At 61.8% G+C, this 22,203-nt stretch carries 20 protein-coding genes; 14 read left to right on the forward strand and 6 right to left on the reverse strand.

What is annotated here, in order from left to right; all coding sequences use genetic code 11:
* Positions 1–11: 11 nt before the first annotated feature.
* From J3P77_RS14295 to ssuE, 8 genes are all read left to right on the forward strand, one after another.
* Positions 12–1,013, forward strand: a complete 1,002-nt coding sequence (locus tag J3P77_RS14295) for a glycosyltransferase (protein WP_434677262.1) — start codon at positions 12–14, stop codon at positions 1,011–1,013.
* The gene (locus J3P77_RS14300; RefSeq protein WP_434677263.1) at positions 1,010–2,263 is read left to right on the forward strand and encodes a glycosyltransferase family 4 protein; all 1,254 of its coding nucleotides are present in this window, start codon (positions 1,010–1,012) and stop codon (positions 2,261–2,263) included. The genes J3P77_RS14295 and J3P77_RS14300 overlap by 4 nt, the downstream gene beginning before the upstream one ends.
* 150 nt (positions 2,264–2,413) lie before the next feature.
* Positions 2,414–3,706: a hypothetical protein gene (locus J3P77_RS14305; protein WP_434677264.1), complete on the forward strand. Its 1,293-nt coding sequence runs from the start codon at positions 2,414–2,416 to the stop codon at positions 3,704–3,706.
* 54 nt (positions 3,707–3,760) lie between these two features.
* Positions 3,761–4,876, forward strand: a complete 1,116-nt coding sequence (locus tag J3P77_RS14310; protein ID WP_434677265.1) for a glycosyltransferase family 4 protein — start codon at positions 3,761–3,763, stop codon at positions 4,874–4,876.
* Between the two features lie 71 nt (positions 4,877–4,947).
* On the forward strand, positions 4,948–6,171 hold the full coding sequence (locus J3P77_RS14315; protein ID WP_434677266.1) for a glycosyltransferase family 4 protein: 1,224 nt from the start codon (positions 4,948–4,950) through the stop codon (positions 6,169–6,171).
* Positions 6,172–6,183: 12 nt separating this feature from the next.
* Positions 6,184–7,593, forward strand: coding sequence for an undecaprenyl-phosphate glucose phosphotransferase (locus J3P77_RS14320; protein WP_434677267.1), 1,410 nt, complete (start codon positions 6,184–6,186; stop codon positions 7,591–7,593).
* 157 nt (positions 7,594–7,750) lie between these two features.
* A complete protein-coding gene (locus tag J3P77_RS14325) occupies positions 7,751–8,839 on the forward strand; it encodes a polysaccharide biosynthesis/export family protein (RefSeq protein WP_434677268.1) in 1,089 nt (362 codons plus the stop codon).
* Positions 8,840–9,115: 276 nt separating this feature from the next.
* A complete protein-coding gene (gene ssuE, locus J3P77_RS14330; RefSeq protein ID WP_434677269.1) occupies positions 9,116–9,697 on the forward strand; it encodes an NADPH-dependent FMN reductase in 582 nt (193 codons plus the stop codon).
* A gap of 331 nt (positions 9,698–10,028) precedes the next feature.
* Here the strand turns inward: ssuE and J3P77_RS14335 are convergent, their stop codons facing one another.
* The 3 genes from J3P77_RS14335 to J3P77_RS14345 all read right to left on the reverse strand — a co-directional run bounded on the left by J3P77_RS14335 (position 10,029) and on the right by J3P77_RS14345 (position 12,028).
* The gene (locus J3P77_RS14335; RefSeq protein WP_434677270.1) at positions 10,029–10,637 is read right to left on the reverse strand and encodes a LysE family translocator; all 609 of its coding nucleotides are present in this window, start codon (positions 10,635–10,637) and stop codon (positions 10,029–10,031) included.
* 137 nt (positions 10,638–10,774) lie between these two features.
* Entirely contained in the window at positions 10,775–11,050 is a 276-nt protein-coding gene (locus J3P77_RS14340) for a hypothetical protein (RefSeq protein WP_434677271.1), read from the reverse strand.
* A gap of 87 nt (positions 11,051–11,137) precedes the next feature.
* Entirely contained in the window at positions 11,138–12,028 is an 891-nt protein-coding gene (locus J3P77_RS14345; RefSeq protein WP_434677272.1) for a LysR family transcriptional regulator, read from the reverse strand.
* A gap of 127 nt (positions 12,029–12,155) precedes the next feature.
* Between J3P77_RS14345 and J3P77_RS14350 the strand changes: the two genes are divergently transcribed.
* The 4 genes from J3P77_RS14350 to J3P77_RS14365 all read left to right on the forward strand — a co-directional run bounded on the left by J3P77_RS14350 (position 12,156) and on the right by J3P77_RS14365 (position 16,173).
* A complete protein-coding gene (locus J3P77_RS14350) occupies positions 12,156–12,857 on the forward strand; it encodes a CoA transferase subunit A (protein WP_434677273.1) in 702 nt (233 codons plus the stop codon).
* A gap of 46 nt (positions 12,858–12,903) precedes the next feature.
* A complete protein-coding gene (locus tag J3P77_RS14355; RefSeq protein ID WP_434677274.1) occupies positions 12,904–13,560 on the forward strand; it encodes a CoA transferase subunit B in 657 nt (218 codons plus the stop codon).
* An 85-nt stretch (positions 13,561–13,645) separates the two neighbouring features.
* Positions 13,646–15,064, forward strand: coding sequence for a short-chain fatty acid transporter (locus tag J3P77_RS14360; RefSeq protein ID WP_434677275.1), 1,419 nt, complete (start codon positions 13,646–13,648; stop codon positions 15,062–15,064).
* Between the two features lie 368 nt (positions 15,065–15,432).
* The gene (locus tag J3P77_RS14365; RefSeq protein WP_434677276.1) at positions 15,433–16,173 is read left to right on the forward strand and encodes a CTP synthase C-terminal region-related (seleno)protein; all 741 of its coding nucleotides are present in this window, start codon (positions 15,433–15,435) and stop codon (positions 16,171–16,173) included.
* A gap of 15 nt (positions 16,174–16,188) precedes the next feature.
* On the opposite strand, the gene J3P77_RS14370 is transcribed toward J3P77_RS14365, so the two are convergent.
* Positions 16,189–17,124 carry a 2-hydroxyacid dehydrogenase gene (locus tag J3P77_RS14370; protein ID WP_434677277.1) on the reverse strand — a complete coding sequence of 312 codons (936 nt, stop codon included), beginning with the start codon at positions 17,122–17,124 and terminating at the stop codon, positions 16,189–16,191.
* A 128-nt stretch (positions 17,125–17,252) separates the two neighbouring features.
* Between J3P77_RS14370 and J3P77_RS14375 the strand changes: the two genes are divergently transcribed.
* On the forward strand, positions 17,253–18,398 hold the full coding sequence (locus J3P77_RS14375) for a glycerophosphodiester phosphodiesterase (protein ID WP_434677278.1): 1,146 nt from the start codon (positions 17,253–17,255) through the stop codon (positions 18,396–18,398).
* Positions 18,399–18,530: 132 nt separating this feature from the next.
* Positions 18,531–19,874, forward strand: a complete 1,344-nt coding sequence (pssA, locus tag J3P77_RS14380) for a CDP-diacylglycerol--serine O-phosphatidyltransferase (RefSeq protein WP_434677279.1) — start codon at positions 18,531–18,533, stop codon at positions 19,872–19,874.
* Between the two features lie 10 nt (positions 19,875–19,884).
* On the opposite strand, the gene J3P77_RS14385 is transcribed toward pssA, so the two are convergent.
* Both J3P77_RS14385 and J3P77_RS14390 read right to left on the reverse strand, forming a co-directional pair.
* Positions 19,885–20,703, reverse strand: coding sequence for an aldo/keto reductase (locus J3P77_RS14385; RefSeq protein ID WP_434682019.1), 819 nt, complete (start codon positions 20,701–20,703; stop codon positions 19,885–19,887).
* 178 nt (positions 20,704–20,881) lie between these two features.
* The gene (locus J3P77_RS14390; protein WP_434677280.1) at positions 20,882–22,168 is read right to left on the reverse strand and encodes an NTP/NDP exchange transporter; all 1,287 of its coding nucleotides are present in this window, start codon (positions 22,166–22,168) and stop codon (positions 20,882–20,884) included.
* Positions 22,169–22,203: the final 35 nt, after the last annotated feature.

Below are 22,203 nucleotides of genomic sequence, written 5' to 3' on the forward strand. Positions count from 1 at the left end.
GGACCTACCTCATGACCCAACGAACATCTCTGGTCACGCTCACTTACGGTGATCGTTTCAATTATCTGCACACGCTGGTCAGCCGTTCGCTGGAAAGCCCGCAGATCGATCGCGTGATTATCGTCAGCAATGCCTCGGTCGCCCCCCTACAGAACCTGTGCGACAAATGGCCCGGACAGGTTCAGGTCATTTATCTGGAGCACAACACCGGATCGGCCAACGGCTATTCCGTGGGCATTCAGACCGCGCTCGACGCCGGCGCCGAGTACATCTGGCTGATGGACGACGACAACGCGCCGACCATCAACGCTATAGAAGTGCTGCACAGTCGCTTGCGTCAACGCGAGCAGATCGACGGCCAGGAAAACGCCGCGGTGCTGGGCTTTCGGCCGACGCACCAGGCCGACATCGCCGCCGGTGTGCCAGAACGTTTCGCCATTCAACGCCGGTCGAGCTTCTTCGGTTTTCACGTCGCCCAATTGCCGTACAAGATCTGGCGCCGCTTGCCATGGGGCCGTCCACAGTCCACGGGTGGCACGCCGTCGATGGTGCAGTTGCCGTTCGCAACCTACGGCGGCCTGCTGGCGCACCGCACGTTGTACAAGAAAATCGGCCTGCCGCTTGATGCGCTGAAGCTCTATGCCGACGACAGCGAATACACCTGGCGCATCACCGCCAACGGCGGCCGGATATTCCTGGTGCCCGAAGCGCTGCTCGACGACCTGGAAGATTCCTGGAACATCAAGGCGCGCACCAGCAACATCTATGAAAGCTACCTGCTGGGTGGTTCGGACCTGCGCGCCTATTACGGCGCACGCAACCAGGCCTGGTTCGACAAGAATGTCTGGGCTTCCTCGCCGCTGGTCTACCGCCTCAACCGCTGGATGTTCTTCCGTTTGCTGCGCCTGATCGCCAGGCGCTGCGATGCCGGCCAACGCCTGAGCCTGATCGAGAACGCCATCCGCGATGGCGAAGCCGGCGTGCTCGGCCTCAACAGGTCCTATCCGCTATGAAAATTCTCTTCATCAGCAGCCTCTACGCACCCGATATCGGCGGCGGCGCGGAAATCATCCTGCAGCGCACCGTCGAAGGCCTGCAGGTTCGCGGCTATAAAGTTTCAGTGCTGGCCACTTCCGCACAGCCGGGCCTGCACATGGACGCAGTCAACCAGGTCAAGGTCTATCGCGCTGGCCTGCAGAATCTGTACTGGCATTTCACGGCTCAGCGCCCCGGACGCCTTGCCCGCCTCGGCTGGCACCTGCGCGACCGCTATAACGACGGCATGCGCCAGCACGTCAAACGTGTTCTGGAGCTGGAGCAGCCCGACCTGGTGGTGTGTCATAACCTGACCGGTTGGTCAGTGTCGGCCTGGGATGAAATCGCAGCCGCCGACCTGCCCATCGTGCAGGTGCTACATGACATGTACCTGCTGTGCCCCGGCAGCACCATGTTCAAGAAGGGTCACAGCTGCCAGCAGCAGTGCGGGCTCTGCGCGCGTTTTCGCAAGGGGCATGACGAGCGTTCGACTCAGGTCGACACGGTGGTCGGCGTCAGCCGCTACATGCTCGAAACCCTGCAGGCATACGGTTATTTTCAGGGCAGTCGCGGCTACGTCGTGCACAACGCCAGTCCGTATTCGGCACCTGCCTCAGCGGCGCCGGTTGCGGTACCCGCCGATAACGCCCGCGCCCAGGCACCGCTGCGCTTCGGATACCTGGGAACCCTGTCCGACCCCAAAGGCGTGGGCTGGCTGATTGAACAATTCCAGCACCTGCCCTGTGACGCTACGCTCCAGATCGCCGGGCGCGGACAAGCAGACGACGAACGCCGGTTCAAGGCGATGGCAAAGTCATCAAGGATCAGCTTTGTCGGCTATCAGAAGCCTGAGGAATTCTACAGCCAGATCGACGTGGCAATCGTGCCGTCGATGTGGAACGAGCCGTTCGGCATGGTCGCGGTGGAAGCCTGCGCCCATTCGCGCCCGGTAATCGCCAGCCGCATGGGCGGCCTGACCGAGATTATCCAGGACCAGTACAACGGCCTGCTGTGCAGCCCCGATGATCCCGACTCTCTGGGCATGGCAATGCTGCGGCTGCACCAGCAGCCACAGTTGCTCGCCCGCCTCAGCGCCCAGGCCCGCAGCAGCGTGGCCTCATTGCTGAACCTGGACCTGATGCTGGATCAATACGAAAGCATCTTCAATCAGACCCTGCTCGACCGCATTGTCCTGCCCGGAACGCATCACTTGTCCAACCCGGTCTGACGGACCGGCTGGTGCCGAGGACGAAGTAAACGAAGGAACGTAGTCACTCCCATCGGCCCGTGCCCCTACTGAGCGAGCGCTCCGGACCGTGCCTCTTCATTGAGACAAGACATGCGAAAAAAACCCGCGCGCCGATGGCGTCGAACTTTCATGGCTCTGCTGCTGAGCCTGACATGGGGCCAGTGGGCATCGGGCGAAGAGGATTTCATTATCGGTGTCGACACTCACCTGATGAACAATGACGGTGCGTCGGCCAAAGCGTTGCAGATGCTGGAGCAAGCCGGGGTCAACTCGGTGCGGGACGATGCCTACTGGACCACTGTGGAGCCCCGACGCGGCCAATTGCGCATTGCCCCGGCCTGGCAATCCTACCTGAGCAAGGCCGGGGAACACCGTTTGCGACCATTGCTGGTACTGGGCTATGGCAGCCCGTTCTATGAAAACTACGCCAAGCCCCGCCAGCCGGCCGTGCGCCAGGCCTTTGGCAACTACGTCAGCTACGTTGCCCGGGAGCTGGCTGACAGCGTCGATTTTTACGAGATCTGGAACGAATGGGACCGGGAGAACCCGATCGACGCCTGGGCCAGCAAGGATTACAGCAATCTGGTCGAGGAAACCGCCGCACGTCTGCGTCAGCACAAGCAACCGGTCACCGTGCTGGCCGGCGCGGTCACCAGTCTGGGCATGGACCTGGGCTTCGCCGACCGCCTGGTGCAGAACGGCACGCTCAACCACGTCGACGGCCTGTCGCTGCACCCTTACGTGCACTGCCGGCACGACCAGCGCCATACGCCGGAACGTTGGATTGCCTGGCTGCGCTGGATCGATGCGGATTTGCGGGCGCTGGCCACTCGACCGGTGCCCCTGTATCTGACCGAGATGGGCTGGCCGACCAGCACCGGCAAGTGCGGCATCAGCGAAAGCACCCAGGCAGCGTTTCTCGCGCGCAGTTTCTTCCTGGCGCGAACAGTGCCGGACATCAAGGGCTTGTGGTGGAACAGCCTGGCGGACAGCGGCAGCGATCCGCTGGACCCGCAACAGAACTTCGGTCTGCTCAGGCAGGACATGAGCGTCAAGCCCGCTTACCAGACGCTCAAGGCAATCAGCCAGACGCTGCGTGAATTCAACTATGACGCCGCCAAGAGCCGCGAAACGGAGTCGACCTATCTACTGCGTTTCACACGTGGCTCGGAACAGATTCTGGTCGCCTGGACCACCGGCCAGCGCCTGACCGCCCATGTCGAGGCGGCCAGCGTGCAGCGCGGCAACGTACAGATGATCGACACCGGGCAGCCGGACAAAGGCCTGTTTGAAACCGATATCGCGTGGAGCTGCAACGATGCGCGCTGCTCCGCCCAGGTGCCGATCAATGAGTTTCCGAAAATCATCGCGCTGGGCATCCGGCCCGCGCTGTTCGCACAAGAACAAGGGTACCGGCGCTAACGACCGAGTTCCCACTCACACACACCTTCAACCGTAGCTTGCAGGATGCGCCCGATGATCTTCATCAATTCACGTTTTCTCACTCAGAACATCAGCGGAGTCCAGCGATACGCCGAGCAAATGTGTCTGTCGCTCAAGAAGTATCGCGACGACATCGTCTGCCTCGCCCCCGACGGCATCAAGATGCACGAGGCCGCCAAGGCCCTGAATGTACAAATCATCGGTCGCAACAGCGGTCATCTGTGGGAACAGCTCGACCTGCCGCTTTATCTGCGCCGTCGCGGTAACCCGCTGCTGCTGTCGATCAGCAGCACCGGGCCGATGTTCTACCGCAACCAGATCGCGACCCACCACGACATCAACTATGTGCGCTACCCGCAGAGCTACACCCGCGTGTTCCGCCTTGCGTATCGCACCATCACTCCGATCCTGGCGTCCCGCGCCAAGACCGTAGTCACCTGCAGCAACTTTTCCCGGGGGGAAATCTCCAGGTTCTACGGAATTGAAGAGAGCAAGTTCCTGGTGTTGCATGCGGCGGTCAGTGAAGGCTTTCAGACGCGCACGCCCCAACCGGAAGGGCCGCAGTATCTGTTGGCGGTGTCCTCCCCCGCCGCGCACAAGAACTTCAACCGCATGATCCAGGCGTTCCTCAGCCTGCGTGGCTTTCCTGACCTGCAGCTGCGAATCGTCGGCGCGGTCACGCACATTTTCGCCAACCCGGATCTGCAGCGTCTGGCATCCCGCGACCCGCGCATCCGCTTTCTGGGTCGTCTGACCGATGCCGAGCTGATCGAACAGTACCAGGGTGCGTCGGCCTTCGTTTTCCCGTCGTTGTACGAAGGCTTTGGCATCCCTCCACTGGAGGCTCAGGCCTGCGGCTGCCCGGTGGTGGCGGCCAATGCGGCATCGATCCCGGAAGTGCTGCAAGCCAGCGCGCTGTACTTCGACCCGCTGGACGTCAGCCACATGGCGGCGGCCATGCAGCGGGTCCTGACCGATCAACCGCTGCGCGAAGCGCTGCGGCTGCACGGCCTGAACAACGTGGAGCGGTTTTCCTGGGACCTGTCGGCCCAACGCCTCTCGCAGCGCATCGACTCGTTGCTGGGCACCAAGGCCGTACGCGGCGCCAACGTCGGCACTGCCGCCGAGTCACCTTCGAGCAAATCCTGAACCACCAACGCAACGCCTGGTCGCGACCTGCGCGCCTGAAGTAGAGCGAGCCTTTACCGCAAGGAATTTCAATGAGAATTGCTATCGTCCACGACTGGCTTGTGACTTACGCCGGTGCCGAACGCGTGCTGGCTTCACTGATCAACATCTGGCCCGAGGCGGACTTGTTCGCCGTGATCGATTTTCTCAGCGACCAGGACCGTACGCATCTGGGTGGCAAGGTTGCCAGGACGACCTTCATTCAGAACCTGCCTGGCGCCAAAAAGCGTTATCAGCGTTACCTGCCCTTCATGCCACTGGCGATCGAGCAACTGGACCTGTCCGGTTACGACCTGGTCATCAGCAGCAGCCACGCGGTGGCCAAAGGCGTACTGACCGGCCCTGACCAGGTGCATGTGAGCTATGTGCATTCGCCGATTCGCTACGCCTGGGACCTGCAACACCAGTACCTGCTCGAATCAGGGCTCAATACCGGCCTGAAAGGCAAGCTGGCGCGGCTGGTGCTGCATTACATCCGCATGTGGGACCAGCGCACGTCGGCCGGCGTCGATGCCTTCGTCGCCAATTCGCGCTTCATCGGTGCGCGCATCAACAAGGCCTATCGTCGCGAGTCGACGGTGATCTATCCGCCGGTCGACACCCTCGCCTTCACCGGCCAGGGCAAGCGTCAGGACTACTACTTCACCGCATCACGGCTGGTGCCCTACAAGCGCATGCCGATGATCATCGAAGCCTTTGCCGCCATGCCGGACAAACGTCTGGTGATGATCGGCGACGGTCCGGACATGGCCAAGGCCAAGGCACTGGCCAGCCGCGCACCGAACGTAACACTGATGGGATTCCAGCCGGCGCCGGTGCTGCTTGAACACATGCGGTCGGCCAAGGCGTTCGTGTTCGCGGCCGAGGAAGACTTTGGCATCAGCCCTGTCGAGGCCCAGGCCTGTGGCACGCCGGTGATCGCGTTCGGCAAGGGCGGTGTGCTGGAGACGGTCCACGGTCTGGATCATCCGCACCCCACCGGTGTGCTTTACCCGCAACAGACCGTGGCCTCGTTGATCGCCGCCGTGAACGAGTTCGAGGCCGCGCAACCCCGCATTACCGCCCAGGCCTGTCGAGCCAACGCCGAGCGTTTCTCGGTGCAGCGCTTCGAGCAGGAAATGAAAGCCTTCGTAGACCGCGAGCTGGCCGCCGCGCACCTGGCGCGCATGCCCTCGCAATACTGGGTTCCACATGCCGCACCCAACCTGATCGACAACGAATTACCGTCTCGGGTGGTTCCTATCAAATCCGTTTGAGCGAGATCCTTCATGCGCACTTCCGTTCGCGGCATTCTTCACGCCCACCAATCGGCACTGTCGGTCGCCCATCGCTTGCTGGATCTGGCGGTCATCGTGCTGATCGGCTACTGGCAGAGCTGGCAATCGCCTCTGACCAGCGCCGAAACCTGGTTTCAGATCATTCTTGCGGTGCTGGTATTCCACTGGGTAGGCGAGTACCACCAGCTGTATGGCTCCTGGCGCGGCGAGCGCATTACGCGCGAGTTGACCAAGGTATTCAATTACTGGGCGCTGACATTCGTGCTGCTGCTATCAGTCAATTACCTGGTGCTGAACCAGGAGCAATTGCCCGACAACGGCCAGATGACCTGGTTCGCCCTGGTGCTGGCAGTGCTGTGTGGTTACCGGATGCTGATCCGCCAGTTGCTGCACAGCCTGCGCCGGCATGGATTCAACACGCGCCGGGTGGCGATCGTCGGCACCGGACAGGTCGGCGCACGGCTGGCACAGTCGATTTCCAGCGCACCGTGGATGGGCCTCGATCTTCTGGGCTTCTATGACACCGACCCACAGCAGATGGATCTGGACGCCGCCGGCCAGCGCATCCCAGTGCTCGGTGATCTGCAGCAGCTGGTGATCGACGCCCGTGAAGGTCGCATCGACAAGGTCTACATCACCCTGGCATTCAGCGCCGAACCGCACCTGCGCGAGTTGATCACCGGTCTGTCCGACACCACCGCTTCGGTCTATCTGATCCCGGACGTGTTCATGTTCGAGTTGCTGCATGCCCGCAGCGAGAGCATCAACGGGCTGGCGAGCATCAGCATTTTCGACTCGCCCATGGACGGCGCCTGGAGCCTGGTCAAGCGCGCTGAAGACATTGTCCTGTCGAGCATCATCCTGCTGCTGATCGCCGTGCCGCTGGTGCTGATCGCCATTGCCATCAAACTGACGTCGCCGGGTCCGGTGCTGTTCCGGCAGCGGCGTTACGGGCTCGACGGGCGTCCGATCGAGGTATGGAAATTTCGCAGCATGACGGTTCAGGAAAACGGTGCCGAGGTCCGCCAGGCGACCCGCAACGACGCGCGCGTAACGCCTCTGGGCAGCTTTCTGCGACGCACTTCGCTGGATGAACTGCCGCAGTTTTTCAACGTGCTGCGCGGTGAAATGTCGATCGTCGGCCCTCGTCCGCATGCCGTGGCGCACAACGAGCAGTATCGCAAACAGGTGAGCGGCTACATGTTGCGCCACAAGGTCAAACCGGGCATCACCGGCTGGGCGCAGATCAATGGCTGGCGCGGCGAAACCGATACTCTGGACAAGATGCGCAAGCGCGTCGAGTTCGACCTGGAATACATCGAGCACTGGTCGATCTGGCTGGACCTCAAGATCATCCTGCTGACCCTGTTCAAAGGCTTCCTCAACAAGAACGCCTTCTGAATCTCCATTTCCCTGCAAACGATTTCCGGGATTCCGTGCCCGGAGGGAGGTATGTGCGCACGACACAAAATTCCAGGAACGCGTAGATCGGTGTTGGAAAAGGGATGCTTTGAAATCATTGCGGTGCCAGGTGCACCTTCAGGAAGGAACACTCACTATGAATCGAACCCTAGTTGTCACTCTGCTCTCCAGTCTGATACTGCAGGGATGCGCATTTGCCCCCGGTCAGCACATGACCTCCGGCGACGTTACCACGACCGATCCGGACGAACCCAAGGCGCTCCTGGTCGACATCACGCCCAAGACGCTGCAGCAACAGCAGCATAAGGCAACCGGCGATGCCAACGGCCTGCCTGCGGAACTGCTCGCCTACAAGACCCCGGAATACGTGGTCGGCCCTGGCGACACGCTGCTGGTCACGGTCTTCGAGCACCCGGAGCTGACCGCTCCCGGCTCGCAGGACCAGCTGGACGCCAACACCCGTGAAGTATTGAGCGACGGCACGCTGTTCTTCCCGTACGTGGGGCGCATCCGCGCGGGCGGCAAGACCGTCAGCCAGATTCGCGAGCAGTTGCGCATGGGGCTGGCACCGCAATACACCGAGGTCAAGGTCGATGTGAAGGTCCTGCGCTATAACAGTCAGCGGGTTCTGCTGTCCGGTTCATTCAAGACTCCGGGCCCGCAATCGATCACCAATATCCCACTGAGCCTGGTGCAGGCGGTCAGTACCGCGGGTATCGACCTCACCGACGCCAATCTCGCCGGGCTGACCCTGCGCCGCGACGGCCGCGACTACCTGATCGACATCGACTCGTTGAACCGCAAGGGTTCGCAGCTGAGCAAGATCTACCTCAAGGACGGCGACTACCTGCACCTCAACAGCAACTCGAAGAACAAGATCTACGTGTTGGGTGAAGTACGTAACCCGCAGGTCATCTCCTTCGGAACCACCAGCGTGACGCTGCTCGAAGCACTGGGCAACTCCGGCGGCCTGAGCCCGGACAGCGCCGACGGCGACCGAGTCTATGTGATACGCGGCGCCGAGAACTACGCGAACGCAAGCTCTACCGTCTACCACCTCAACGCCGAGAAGCCGACGGCGTATCTGCTGGCAGGCCAGTTCGAGCTCAAGGCCCAGGACGTGGTATTCGTCGGCCCGGCCAACATCACCCGCTGGAGCCGCTTCATCAGCCAGCTGCTGGGCTCGGCCAGCGTCGTGCAGACCGGCGCGGCGTTCCGCAACTGATCCAACTGCGCAAGCTGAACACCGTCCCTGCAACCTGTCGTCTGCGGGGATTTTTTTGCCTGCGATTCGGTGCCAGGTGTTGCCCAGCCAACAGCGGCAAAGTGTTGGTCCTGCAACAGTTACAAGTGTTGCCCCAGCAACAGCGATTCAACAAATACAAGGCCAGCCAACACCCGAGTGGCGCGCACCGGCAGGCGATGTTCCCGGTTTGCGGGCGCGCGCGAGGCTGGCACACATGCTGCTTTGCATGATGACGCTCATCGCAAGGAATCCAGCATGCTCGTCGTATCAGTTTCAGGCAGCCCCTCGACCCGATCCCGTTCCGGTGTAGTGCTGGCGCATGCCAGCCGCTGGCTGGAAAACCACGGGGTCACGGTCACCTCACTGCGCATTCGTGACTTCAACGCCGAGGACCTGCTGTTTGCACGCTTCGACAGTCCGCAGGTACAAGACTTCATCGAGGCCGTGCGGCAGGCCGACGGCCTGCTGATCGCCACGCCGGTCTACAAGGCGTCATTTTCAGGCGCCCTGAAAACCCTGCTCGACCTGCTGCCCGAGCGGGCTTTGCACGGCAAAGTCGTCCTGCCGCTGGCAACCGGCGGCAGCATGGCGCATATGCTGGCGGTTGATTACGCTCTCAAGCCGGTCCTGTCGGCGCTCAAGTCTCAGGAAGTGCTGCACGGCGTGTTTGCCATCGACAGTCAGATTACCTACGGCGACAGCGCAGAAGGCGGAGAGCTGGAAGCGATTCTCACCGAGCGGCTGCATGAGGGTCTGGAGCATTTCTATCTGGGCCTGCAACACCGTCTTCGGGCGCGTAACCGACCGGCGGGTGGGCATTTGCAGTTGGCGTTGTAGGGCATATAACTCGCCATCCATGGCTCGTTTCCCCCTGCGCAACGCCTACGCTCGGCCTGCACAAGTCGCGTTCCGCGTCGCCCGTGAGATCGTGGTGGGAGCCAACGTCTTTCATGACCCTCTGATGAGCGGGCGCAGCCTGGTCCGCCCCCACAGCTTGCCCAGACCCAGTGGGAGCCAGCTTGCTGGCGAAGAGGCCGGTACAGTCGCAGCTGTTGTGTCGTCTGTCGCTATGTCCTCGCCAGCAAGCTAGCTCCCACATGAATATCCTGCGCCTCAACTCGTGGGACCGGACCAGGCGGCGATCCGTCGGGCGGCGCTCCCACACGCTTCAGTGACTCATAAACAACGGATACAACGAAGCCACCAACAATATCGCCATGACCCCATTGAACAAACGCAACCGTAAAGGATCCTGAAGCACGTTGCGCAGCAGGCTGCCGAAGCCTGCCCAGATGCCAACGCTCGGCAGGTTGATGAGCGCGAACACCGCCGAGATCACTACCACGTTGGTGAAGTATCCCTGCATCGGCGTGTAAGTGCTTATTGCACCGATGGCCATGATCCACGCCTTTGGATTGACCCACTGAAACAGCGCGGCGCCGAAAAAGCCCAGCGGTTCGCCACGCGCCTGATCCGATTCGGAGGCCGGGCCGGAGGTGGCTATCTTCCAGGCCAGATACAGCAGATAGGCCGCGCCGACGTAACGCAGAATGGTGTACAGCACCGGCCAGGCTTTGAATGCGCTGCCCAGGCCGAAACCGACGCCCAGCACCAGCAGGAAGAAACCCACGCTGATGCCCACCATATGAGGGATGGTGCGGCTGAAACCGAAATTGACGCCCGATGCCAACAGCATCATGTTGTTCGGGCCGGGTGTAACGGAAGTGACGAACGCGAACAGCGCGAACGCCAGCAGAAGATCGAAGGTAAGCGGCATGTTGCAGTCCAGGCGGCAAAGAAGGCAGACCTTCACCCTAACGGAGCGTCGCCCCGAAACACATGGACAGTTGCGCGAAACTTTGTACGGTACAGTCTGGCGGATTCAAAGAAACTGCGGATCTGTTTCGGCACTCATCAGCTCTGCGGAGAGCGCAGCAGCTCGCCGTTGTCGGCACTGATTTCGCCCTGGTCATCGAATTCGCGAGCCTGTTGAATCTGTGGGTTCGCCAGCAGCTGTGCCTTGCGAGCGTGATATTCCTCGAACGAAAGCCCGCGGCGGTTCAGGTCTTCAAGGGCCAGCTGGCGGGTTTCTTCGGCGGTATAGGGGCGCAGTTCAACGGCATGGTGGGTGGCACAGCCGGACAGGACAGCGGCGGAAAGTAACAGGGCAAGAGCAGCAAGACGGTTCATCGGGGGCCTCCATTCGGGCTTGATTCGGGAATGAAGCAAGGTTAATCCCGGCCCTCGTGCAGCAAAAATCACCCGACGTGATAGTAGCTATCGACTTTCCCGAGCGCACTCGATAAGCACTTCGCGCAGCGCTTGTGCGGCCGCTGACAACTTGTGATCGGCCAGCATGGTCAGGCCGATCCGACGCTCGATCCGCGGCTCGACCAGAGCCACACAAACCGCGCCCAGTTCCTGCATCTGCCCGATGCACAACGAGGGCACGGCGCTGACGCCCAGACCGTTGGCGACCATGCGCCCGATGGTCGATAACTGATGGCTTTCGAAGGCGACGGACAGCTTGCCGTGCCCGGCCAGAATCGCTTGTTCCAGCAGCAGACGCACGGCAGATGGCCGCTGCAGGGCTATGAAATCCTGGCCGAGCAATTCGCTCCAGGTCACTTCGTCACGACCGGCCAGAGGCGAATCCGCGGCGACCACTGCGACGAAGCGGTCCATGTAAAACGGCGTGAACACCAGCGAATTGCTCGACTCAGGCTCGAAGCCGATTCCAAGCTCTACCCGGCGATGACGAACCATTTCCAGCACTTGTTCATTGATCACATCGTGGACAGCGACATTGACGCGCGGATAGCGACCGCGAAAAACCTTGAGGGCAACCGGTAGCAGATTGCCGGCAAACGACGGCATGGCGGCGACCGAGACCTTGCCCATCTGCAGCGTGAAACGCTGCCGCAAAAGCTCCTCGGTATTATCCCAGTCTGCCAACAGTTGCCGGGCAAGCGGCAGCAACGTTTCACCTTCGGGGGTCAGGCTTACGTTGCGGGTAGTGCGGGCGAGCAGTTGCCCGCCCAGGTCATCTTCGAGACTTTTGATCGCAAGGCTCAGGGCCGGTTGCGACAGATGCAGTCGCTCACCGGCCTGGGCGAAGCTCAGACATTCGGCAACCGCCAGAAACGCACGAAGCTGCTTGACGTTCATATATTTGCGCTTCTTATCAATTCATCAGAAAAACAAAATTAACAAATCACTGAGCGCGGGAGAAGATGCGGCAACGCTATCCTCCGACAGTCCCGCTGTCGGTTCACAACTATAAAGGCGGATCATCATGGCTGGACTCGACAAACGAGTGGCAACTTACCAAGAGGCCCTCGCCGGGCTGACCGATGACATGACGGTGCTGTGCGGTGGTTTCGGCTTGTGCGGCATCCCGGAAAACCTGATCGCCGAGATCAAACGCATGGGCATTCGGGGGCTCACGGTGGTCTCCAACAACTGCGGAGTCGACGGCTTCGGCCTCGGCATCCTGCTCGAAGACCGGCAGATTCGGAAGATGGTCTCTTCCTACGTAGGCGAAAACGCCCTCTTCGAACGCCAGCTGCTCAGCGGCGAACTTCAGGTCGAACTCACTCCTCAAGGTACGCTGGCGGAAAAACTGCGCGCTGGCGGTGCCGGGATTCCTGCGTTCTACACCGCTACCGGTTACGGCACGCCGGTCGCCGAAGGCAAGGAATCCCGTCAGTTCAACGGTCGCAATTACATCCTCGAAGAAGCCATCACCGGCGACTTTGCATTGATCAAAGGCTGGAAGGCCGACCACTTCGGCAATGTGATCTATCGTCACACCGCGCAGAACTTCAACCCGGTGGTCGCTACCGCGGGACGCATTACCGTGGTCGAGGTCGAGGAAATCGTCGAACCCGGCGTGCTGCTGCCCACTGAAATCCACACCCCCGGCATCTACGTCGACCGGGTGATCCAGGGCACCTTCGAAAAACGCATCGAACAGCGCACCGTCAGAAAATCCTGAACCGGGTGCTCAGTAACGCCGGATAACAACAAAGAGATTTCAGACCATGGCACTTACCCGCGAACAAATGGCTCAACGCGTCGCACGCGAACTCAAAGACGGCTACTACGTAAACCTTGGTATCGGCATTCCGACGCTGGTCGCCAACTATGTACCGGACGGCATCGACGTGATGCTGCAATCGGAAAACGGCCTGCTGGGCATGGGCGCGTTTCCGACCGAAGAAACCATCGATGCCGACATGATTAATGCAGGCAAGCAGACCGTGACCGCGCGCATCGGCGCTTCGATTTTCTCCTCGGCCGAATCCTTTGCGATGATCCGCGGCGGCCATGTGGACCTGACGGTACTGGGCGCATTCGAAGTGGACGTCGAAGGCAACATCGCCTCGTGGATGATCCCCGGCAAGCTGGTCAAAGGCATGGGCGGCGCGATGGACCTGGTGGCCGGTGCCGACAACATCATCGTCACCATGACCCACGCTTCCAAAGACGGCGAGTCGAAACTGCTGCCGCGCTGCAGCCTGCCCCTGACCGGCGCGGGTTGTATCCGCAAAGTGCTGACCGACCTTGCTTATCTGGAAATCGAGAACGGTGCTTTCGTGTTGCGCGAGCGTGCGCCGGGCGTAAGCGTCGAAGAGATCGTGGCCAAGACCGCCGGCAAGCTGATCGTGCCTGACGATGTGGTCGAGATGAGCTTCTGAAATATCCCCTTGCAGGAGCGCCGCCCGGGCGCTTCTGCGTCTGAACGCCTGTCAACCCAAAAAATAACTACAAAAGGTAAGCCCCTTGGCCACCCACATCGAAGAAAGCCGCTCCGCTCGTTTTGCCCTGCGCTGTGCCGCATGGGCCGAGCGCTGGTTCCCTGACTCCTGGGTATTCGCCGCTCTGGCGGTGGTAATCGTCACCCTCGCCACACTGGCGATCGGCGCCCGTCCGGCCGAGGCCGCAAAGGCATTCGGTGACGGTTTCTGGAGCCTGATTCCATTCACCATGCAAATGGCCTTCGTCGTGATCGGCGGCTATGTGGTCGCCAGCTCGCCGCCAGCGGTGCGCCTGATCGACCGACTCGCGCGTATTCCGAAGAATGGGCGCTCTGCGGTGGCCTGGGTGGCGCTGATTTCGATGCTGGCCTCGCTGCTCAACTGGGGGCTGTCGCTGGTATTTGGCGGCCTGCTGGTCCGTGCCCTCGCCCGGCGCACCGACCTGCGCATGGACTATCGCGCTGCCGGCGCCGCGGCTTATCTGGGGCTGGGCGCTGTCTGGGCGCTGGGCCTTTCTTCGTCGGCGGCGCAACTGCAGGCCAACCCCGGTAGCCTGCCGCCGTCGATCCTCGCCATCACCGGTGTGATTCCGTTTACCGAGACGATCTTCCTCTGGCAATCGGGCGTGATGCTGTTGGCGTTGATCGTGATCTCGCTGATCGTTGCGTATGCCACGGCCCCTGGCCCGAACAGTGCCCGCGACGCGAAAGCGTGCGGCGTAGACCCGGCTTTCAATCTGCCGCCGCTGCCGCCTCGGGCGCGCCCCGGCGAGTGGCTGGAATACAGCCCGCTGCTGATCATTCTGATGGTATTGCTCGGTGCGGGCTGGCTGTTCAACGAGTTTTCGACCAAGCCGGCGATCACCGCGATCTCGGGCCTCAACACCTATAACTTCCTGTTCATCATGCTCGGTGCATTGCTGCACTGGCGGCCACGCAGCTTCCTCGACGCAGTCGCGCGCGCCGTGCCGACCACCACCGGCGTGTTGATCCAGTTCCCGCTCTACGGCTCCATCGCCGCGCTGCTGACCACGGTAAAAGGTGGCGACGCGCAGACCCTGGCGCACCACATATCGACCTTTTTCACCAGCATCGCGTCGCATGATACTTATGCGTTGCTAATGGGCGTCTATTCCGCAGTGCTGGGCTTCTTCATCCCGTCAGGCGGCGGAAAGTGGATCATCGAAGCGCCTTACGTCATGCAGGTAGCCAACGAGTTGCAGTACCACCTCGGCTGGGCGGTACAGATCTACAACGCCGCGGAAGCGCTACCGAACCTGATCAACCCGTTCTATATGCTGCCGCTGCTGGGCGTGCTGGGGCTCAAGGCCAGGGACCTGATCGGCTTTTCGTTCGTGCAGTTGCTGGTACATACGCCGTTGGTGCTGTTCCTGCTCTGGGCGTTGGGTACTACGCTGTCCTATATACCGCCGATGATGCCTTGATGATTGCCTGACTGGTCGGGGTTCTCGCCCCGGTCCGCTTGTCCGCGAAGACGTAAGCGAGGTTTGCAGTAATCCCATGCCTACGTCGTCGGTGGGAGCGCCGCCCATCCATGGCTCGTTTCCCCCTGCGCAACGCCTCCACTCGGCCTGCACAAGTCGCGTTCTGCACCGCCTGCTCCATTCGCGGTGGGAGCGGACTTGTCCGCGAAGGGCCGCCCGGCCCACGCTCTACCGTCCGTTCAGCGCCTTACGCATGGTTCACCTCAGACAGAACATGCACCCACGCACTGAATACTTGCCGAACCGCCCATTCCTGCTTGCGCCAGCGCCTGCTTATAGTCGCGGGCAATTTCATCAAGGAGCTGGGCATGAGCGGATCGGAAAGGACACATCGGACACTGCATATCGGGCTGGTCGGGGATTTCAACCCACAGGTGCCAGCACACCGCGCGATTCCACTGGCATTGGCGATGGCAGCCGAAAAGGTCGGCATACAGGTCACTCCGCACTGGTTACCGACCACGACCATCGGAACCGGCGACTCATTGGCAGTGTTTGACGGGCTGTGGTGCGTTCCCGCCAGTCCCTATCTGGATATGCAAGGCGCGCTCACTGCCATACGCTTTGCTCGCGAGCGACAGGTGCCGTTCCTCGGAACTTGCGGCGGGTTCCAGCACGCATTGATCGAGCACGCGCGGCATTGCCTGGGCTGGCAGGACGCAGAGCATGGTGAAACGTCACCGGACGCGCCGAACCTGATCATCGCGCCCTTGAGCTGTGCTCTGCTGGATACCACCGCAACCATTTACCTGACCGCCGATTCACGGATTGCCACGGCGTACGGCAGGCAGGAAATCACCGAGCGGTACCAATGCCGCTACGGACTGCGCCCGGAGCTGGAAGCGGCGATGTTCGCCGACGACCTTAAAGTCAGTGGTCGCGGATCGGACGGCGATATTCGCAGTGTGGAGCGCGACGATCACCCGTTCTTCATTGCGACGCTGTTTCAGCCTGAGCGCGCGGTGCTTGCCGGAACGCTGCCGCCATTGGTGGCGGCGTTCCTGCAAGCCTGCAACGCTCGACAAGCTGATCGGGCGGCGTGGCTGTAACTGGCCCGCACTCGGTCAGCCGGTGACCGGGCTCAACACCGGTTGGCCGGCGAAGAATGCCAGCAGGTTATCTCTGACCATGGTCACTGAATCCTCGGAAGCTTCAGGCGACAGCCCCGCCACGTGAGGTGTCAGCACCACGTTGTCCAGAGATTTGAGCACCCCGGGCACGTCGGGTTCGTCGTCGAAAACATCCAGCGCCGCGCCTGCGATGCGCCGTTCGATCAGAGCATGGATCATCGCCTCGGTATCCACGACGGATGCCCGGGCGATGTTCACCAGAAAACCGTCCGGTCCGAGAGCCTGCAGCACCTCGGCGTTGACCATCTGCAACGTCGCTGCGCCGCCGGGTGCCGCGACCACCAGCACATCCGAAGCCGCCGCCAGTTCCTGGGCCGTGGCGTGCCAGGCGTAGACCACGTCGTCGCGGGGTTTGCGGTTGTGATAGGCGACGACCATGTCAAAGCCTGCCACGCGCCGGGCGATGGCCATGCCGACCGCGCCCAGGCCAATTATTCCGACACGTTTGCCGGCCATTGACGGGCGCATTGCCTTGCGCCATTCGCCGCGCCGTACCGACGCGTCAGCCTGAGGAATGTCGCGCATCAACGCCAGCAGCAAAGCCATCGTGTGATCGGCAACCGTCGCCGCGTTAACACCGGCGCCGTTGGTGACGGTGATGCCTCGCGCCAGGGCGGCGGGCAGATCGACCTTCTCGTAACCGGCACCGCTGACGCAGATGATGCGCAGGTTGGGCAGTGCGTCCATCTCCTTGGCGAAAAGACCCAGCGGCCCACGGGTCACCACCGCAGTAACGGACGGGCCATGGGCGGCGATGGCTTGTTCACGCAGCTCGGCCGTGGGCGCGCGGACCAGTTCGAAGCCGCTGTCTTCAAGAATCCACAGGTACGCATCGAGGTTTTCGACCAGTACCAGCACCTTGTGGGTCATGCATCACTCCTGACGGAAACTGAAACGCCGACAGTAACGCGACTGGCGCCGAATGTGCAGCCGTTCATGCCACTGAAAAGCATCATTGCTATAGTCGTGAACTCACGCAAACGAGGGATACCCAGACCATGCAAGGATTTTCGTTGAGCAAGTCTCCATTGGCCGGACTCATCACGGCAAGCGCGCTTGCCGCGATGCTGTTGTCGCCAGGCCTGACATTGGCGGCCGATGCGCCGGGCAAGGTCTTGAGTGAAAAGCATGGCCTGCCGTGGCCTGCGGTGGTGGCCCATCGGGGCGCGTCCTTCGATGCGCCGGAGGAAACCATACCTGCCTACATTCTGGCTCGTGACCTGGGCGCCGATTATCTGGAGATGGATGTGCAGCGCACCAGGGACGGCGTGTTGATCGCCCTCCACGACGATGTGCTAGAACGCACCACCAACATTGCACAGGTCTTTCCCAAACGGTCGAAGGACCCGGTAAGCACCTTTACCCTGGCCGAGCTCAAGCAGCTGGACGCTGGTTCCTGGTTCAACAAGGCCTATCCGGACCGCGCCCGTGACAGTTTTGCCGGGCTGCAGATTCTTACTCTCGACGAGGTCATCGACATTGCGGAAGGCGGCGCCAACAAGCCCGGTCTGTACATCGAGACCAAAGTGCCCAACCAGTTCCCCGGCATCGAGGCGGACCTCAAGAAAGTACTGGCCAAGCGCGGCTGGCTCGGTCAGCGTCCGGCGGCGGCCGCGGGCCATGTGAACGTGGCACACATGCCCGGCCGGGTGGTGTTGCAGACGTTCGAGAAACAGAGCCTGGAGTTGCTGCAAAAAGAGATGCCTTCGGTGCCCAAGGTTTTGCTGCTCTGGATCGGCGAAGGGTCTATCGAGCCAAAATCCGCTGTGCCATTCAAGGACTCGGGCTTCAAGGACAAGGCCAGCTATTACGCAGCACAGGAAGTGAAGTCCCCTGAAGCCTTCCAGGCATGGGTGGACTGGGCCAAGGCCCATGGCGCCATCGGCACCGGGCCAGCTTCGCAACTCACCAACGGCGGCGACCAGAGCTATATGGACCTGGTGAAACCCTGGATGAACACCCTGACCCACGAAAAGGGTCTGATCATTCACCCCTACACCGTGGACGACGCGGTGGATTTCAAACGGATCAGCACTGACGGCGTGGACGGTTTCTTCACCAACCGCACCGCCGAACTGCTCAAGTTCTATGGCCGTCCGGCTGGCGAGAGCACCGACACCATCCTCAAGCGCAACGGCTACTGATCGCCTGCCCGCCTCGGCCTGCCGGTCGCTGAACCGGTCAGGCCGAGGATGCGCGACACGACTTTCGGGGCACGACCTGCCGCGCACTCTGGTGTAAGCTCGTCCGCTATTGGTTTATCCATCGAGAGGCCTATGCAGTCCCATTTCCGACGCTCGACCCTTGCAGCGCTTCGCGGTTTCACCCTGCCCGCCGACGCCATCTCCATCGTGCCCAGCGCCGCCGACTACCGTCGCACGCTGCTGGAGAAAATCGCTTCCGCCACCCGCCGCATCTACATCATTGCCCTGTACCTGCAGCAGGATGAAGCGGGACAGGAAATCCTCGATGCGCTGTATGCCGCCAAGGCGGCTCGGCCGGAACTGGACGTCGTGGTGCTGGTGGACTGGTTCCGCGCCCAGCGCGGGCTGATCGGCGCGGGCCGCCAGCCGGGCAATTCGAGCTGGTATCAGGCGCAGAATCTGGAGCATGACCACGAAGTGCCGATCTACGGCGTACCGGTGCAGACCCGCGAGCTGTTCGGCGTGTTGCATCTCAAGGGCAGCGTGATTGACGACTGCGTGCTCTACACCGGGGCGAGCATCAACAACGTCTATCTGCACAAGCTCGACAAGTATCGTCTGGACCGCTACCACCTGATCGAAAGCCCTCGGCTGGCCGATGCATTCGAGCACTTGGTACAACAGGACATCCTGCCATCGGCGGCGGTTCATCGCCTGGACCTGCAATCCCCTCCCACCTCGCGCAGCCTGCGCAGCGAGATCCGCGCTTTTCGGGGCCATCTCAAGCGAGCCGCCTATGACACTCAGGCCGGCGAGACCGAGAACGGCGAGCTGCGGATCATCCCGCTGCTGGGCGTAGGGCCGCGCAATTCTCTGAACCGGGCGATCTGCGATCTAATCGCGTCCAGCAAGACCCAGCTGACGCTTTGTACCCCTTATTTCAATCTTCCGGTGGCGGTCACCCGGGAAATCAATCGTGCGCTCAAGCGTGGCGTGAAGGTCGACCTTATCATTGGCGACAAGACCGCCAATGACTTCTTCATCGATCCGGATGAGCCGTTCAAAGTGATTTCGGCGCTTCCGTATCTGTACGAAATCAGTCTGCGACGTTTCGCCCAGAAACATAAAAAGGCGATCGCCAAGCATCGGCTGAACGTTCATCTGTGGAAGCACGGCGACAACACCTTTCACCTCAAGGGTGTCTGGGTGGACGATCGATACACCCTGCTGACGGGCAACAACCTCAATCCCCGCGCTTTCAACCTGGACCTGGAAAACGCGCTGCTTATCGACGATCCGCAGGGTCAGTGGCGCGAGCCGCGTCAGGCGGAAATCGAGCTGCTGATGCAGCATGTCCGGCGAGTTGGTCAGTACGATGAGCTGGACACGCTGGCCCACTACCCGGAAGGCGTGCGCAAGTTTCTGCGTCGCGTCAGCCGGGTGCGGGTCGAGCGGCTGTTGTACCGCATCCTTTAGGTCTGACTGCTCATCCCAGCAGCGCGATCAGCTGATGGCGCTGCGCGTCGGTCAGCATCGGCCCGGACCCGGCGCCAGCGTTTTCGCTCATGTAGCGCGGGTTGCCGGTGCCGGGGATCACGCAAGTCACTGCCGGGTGGGCGAGCAGGAACTTGAGCGCCAGTTGCGGCCAACTGCTGACGCCAACCTGCGCGGCCCATCCCGGTAACGGCTTGTCCTTGAGCCGCGACAGCAGACCGCCACCGCCGAACGGCCGGTTGCAGATCACCGCCACTCCGCGCTCGCGGCACAGCGGCAGCAGCCGCGCCTCTGCTTCGCGGTCGTCCAGCGCATAGTTGATCTGCAGAAAGTCCAGCTGCTCATTCTTCAGCACAGCTTCGACGTCGCCGTAGGCCGACGAGGTGTAATGGCTGACGCCGATGTAGCGAATCCGTCCCTGCTCTTTCCATTCCCTGAGCGTCGGCAGATGGGTTTTCCAGTCCACCAGGTTATGTATCTGCATCAGGTCGATACGCTCGGTGCGCAACAGCCTGAACGATTCCTCCATCTGCGCGATGCCTTCCTTGCGGCCCCGGGTCCAGACCTTGGTGGCCAGAAATGCCGGTGAGCGCGGTTCATGAATCGACAGCAGCTCGCCGGTCGTCTCCTCCGCGCGGCCATACATGGGCGAACTGTCGATGACGCTTCCGCCCGCCGCGAACAGCGCGTCGAGCACGGCGCGCAACTGTTTATACGCCGGGCTGGCCGTCGCGACGTCGAAGCCGCGATAAGTACCCAGGCCGATCACGGGTAGCGGTTCGTTACTCGATGGTATGTTTCGGGTCAGCATGGTCGTGCCTCCAGGTGTCAGCTTCGGGGAGAGCGATTCGGGCGAGGTCGGCGAAGGCAAGGTCGCCGGTCGCTCGCTCGCGGCGGCGCTGTCAAATGCCAGCGCTGCGCTGATGCCGGCCGCCAGGGTCAGCAGCTGTCTGCGCGTGAGACCATGAGGTGGGTGCATGGGTTTCTCCTTATCTGTCTGTTCCGGACGCAGGGACATCCGGATCGGATTCCGCCCGGGCCATACGCTTCTGGCTGCGACCCAACCAGAGCGACAGCCACGTCCAGGCACCGGCAAACGGCACCACGATAAAGGCCAGCAGCCCGAATCCGGCGCCCATTGCAGTCAAGGCGACCGACAACCAGCCGCTGGCCGCGTCGCCGCCGCGGTAGACGAGCGTCTCGATCACGTTCTTGGCCTTGTACTTTTCCTCGCGGCTCACAACGGTCCAGATGACCTCGCGGGCCGGTCGGACCACCGCGAATTCGACGGCCCGGCGCAAGCCCTGAGCGAGGGCCACCGTGGCCGGCAACGGCGCCGCAGCCATGGCGGCGAAAGCCAGCAGCGTTGCCAGCGGCAAGGCCGCCAGCGCTCCGCCAATGCCGACCAGCCGGATCAGCGGCGCAGTCAGCAACAGCTGAAACACCAGCGTCAGGCTCGACACTGTGAGATCGACCAGCGCAAAGAACCGGGTGCGCGAGGCAACGTCGTCGTAGCTGGTTTCCACAATGCGCCCTTGCTCGAAATACAACAGCGTAGCCGCGCTGGTGTGCAGCAACATGAACGCGACCATGGCCATCAGATAACGCGAACGCAGAATCAGCGTCACGCCAGCCAGCATCGAGCCACCCAGACGCCGCTCTTCAGCGACCAGGCCGCGCCCCTGCGAACGGGTGCGAACCAGCAGCGCGCGGTAGCACGCGACGGCGCCTTCCAGCAGCAGTGCCGCGCCTATGCCCAGCGCCAGCGGCCCCAGGCGGGTTGCCATGAGCGCCGCCAGCAGCGGCCCGACAAAAGTCCCCAGCGTACCGCCCGCGGCAATGAAGCCGAACAGGCGTCTCCCCTGCTCGCTGGAAAAACGGTCGACCAGCACACTCCAGAAAATCGAAACGATGAACAGGTTGTAGACGCTGATCCAGACGAAGAACACCCGCCCCACCGCGACCGGTGCCACCTGCTGGGCGATCAGCAGCCCGAAGCCGAGCATCGACAGGGCGATGAGCCGATAGACCAGCGGTACGAAACGCGCCGCCGGCAGACGCGACACCAGGGCGCCGAACAACGGGACCATGACCAGCATTACCAGAAATGTCGCGGTGAACAGCCACTGCAACTGACCGGAGCCGCCTTCGAGCCCGAGCGCATCGCGCAGCGGACGCACCAGGTAGTAGCTGGCCAGTACGCAGAAATGGAACGTGAAGCCCAATAGCAAAGCCGCCCTCTCGGACGGCTCGACGTTTACCCATCTCAGCAGCATGAGCAGGCCCGGGGGCAACCCGCCCACGGCAGACG

Origin of the sequence: Pseudomonas sp. R1-18, from assembly GCF_051132095.1 — a bacterium.
Lineage (GTDB): Bacteria > Pseudomonadota > Gammaproteobacteria > Pseudomonadales > Pseudomonadaceae > Aquipseudomonas.

Bases quoted from the DNA above. Each gene is read 5' to 3' on its own strand.
- J3P77_RS14295 (WP_434677262.1), top strand. From the start codon at position 12: ATGACCCAACGAACATCTCTGGTCACGCTCACTTACGGTGATCGTTTC.
- J3P77_RS14300 (WP_434677263.1), top strand. From the start codon at position 1,010: ATGAAAATTCTCTTCATCAGCAGCCTCTACGCACCCGATATCGGCGGC.
- J3P77_RS14305 (WP_434677264.1), top strand. From the start codon at position 2,414: ATGGCTCTGCTGCTGAGCCTGACATGGGGCCAGTGGGCATCGGGCGAA.
- J3P77_RS14310 (WP_434677265.1), top strand. From the start codon at position 3,761: ATGATCTTCATCAATTCACGTTTTCTCACTCAGAACATCAGCGGAGTC.
- J3P77_RS14315 (WP_434677266.1), top strand. From the start codon at position 4,948: ATGAGAATTGCTATCGTCCACGACTGGCTTGTGACTTACGCCGGTGCC.
- J3P77_RS14320 (WP_434677267.1), top strand. From the start codon at position 6,184: ATGCGCACTTCCGTTCGCGGCATTCTTCACGCCCACCAATCGGCACTG.
- J3P77_RS14325 (WP_434677268.1), top strand. From the start codon at position 7,751: ATGAATCGAACCCTAGTTGTCACTCTGCTCTCCAGTCTGATACTGCAG.
- ssuE (WP_434677269.1), top strand. From the start codon at position 9,116: ATGCTCGTCGTATCAGTTTCAGGCAGCCCCTCGACCCGATCCCGTTCC.
- J3P77_RS14335 (WP_434677270.1), bottom strand. From the start codon at position 10,637: ATGCCGCTTACCTTCGATCTTCTGCTGGCGTTCGCGCTGTTCGCGTTC.
- J3P77_RS14340 (WP_434677271.1), bottom strand. From the start codon at position 11,050: ATGAACCGTCTTGCTGCTCTTGCCCTGTTACTTTCCGCCGCTGTCCTG.
- J3P77_RS14345 (WP_434677272.1), bottom strand. From the start codon at position 12,028: ATGAACGTCAAGCAGCTTCGTGCGTTTCTGGCGGTTGCCGAATGTCTG.
- J3P77_RS14350 (WP_434677273.1), top strand. From the start codon at position 12,156: ATGGCTGGACTCGACAAACGAGTGGCAACTTACCAAGAGGCCCTCGCC.
- J3P77_RS14355 (WP_434677274.1), top strand. From the start codon at position 12,904: ATGGCACTTACCCGCGAACAAATGGCTCAACGCGTCGCACGCGAACTC.
- J3P77_RS14365 (WP_434677276.1), top strand. From the start codon at position 15,433: ATGAGCGGATCGGAAAGGACACATCGGACACTGCATATCGGGCTGGTC.
- J3P77_RS14370 (WP_434677277.1), bottom strand. From the start codon at position 17,124: ATGACCCACAAGGTGCTGGTACTGGTCGAAAACCTCGATGCGTACCTG.
- J3P77_RS14375 (WP_434677278.1), top strand. From the start codon at position 17,253: ATGCAAGGATTTTCGTTGAGCAAGTCTCCATTGGCCGGACTCATCACG.
- pssA (WP_434677279.1), top strand. From the start codon at position 18,531: ATGCAGTCCCATTTCCGACGCTCGACCCTTGCAGCGCTTCGCGGTTTC.
- J3P77_RS14385 (WP_434682019.1), bottom strand. From the start codon at position 20,703: ATGCTGACCCGAAACATACCATCGAGTAACGAACCGCTACCCGTGATC.
- J3P77_RS14390 (WP_434677280.1), bottom strand. From the start codon at position 22,168: ATGCTGCTGAGATGGGTAAACGTCGAGCCGTCCGAGAGGGCGGCTTTG.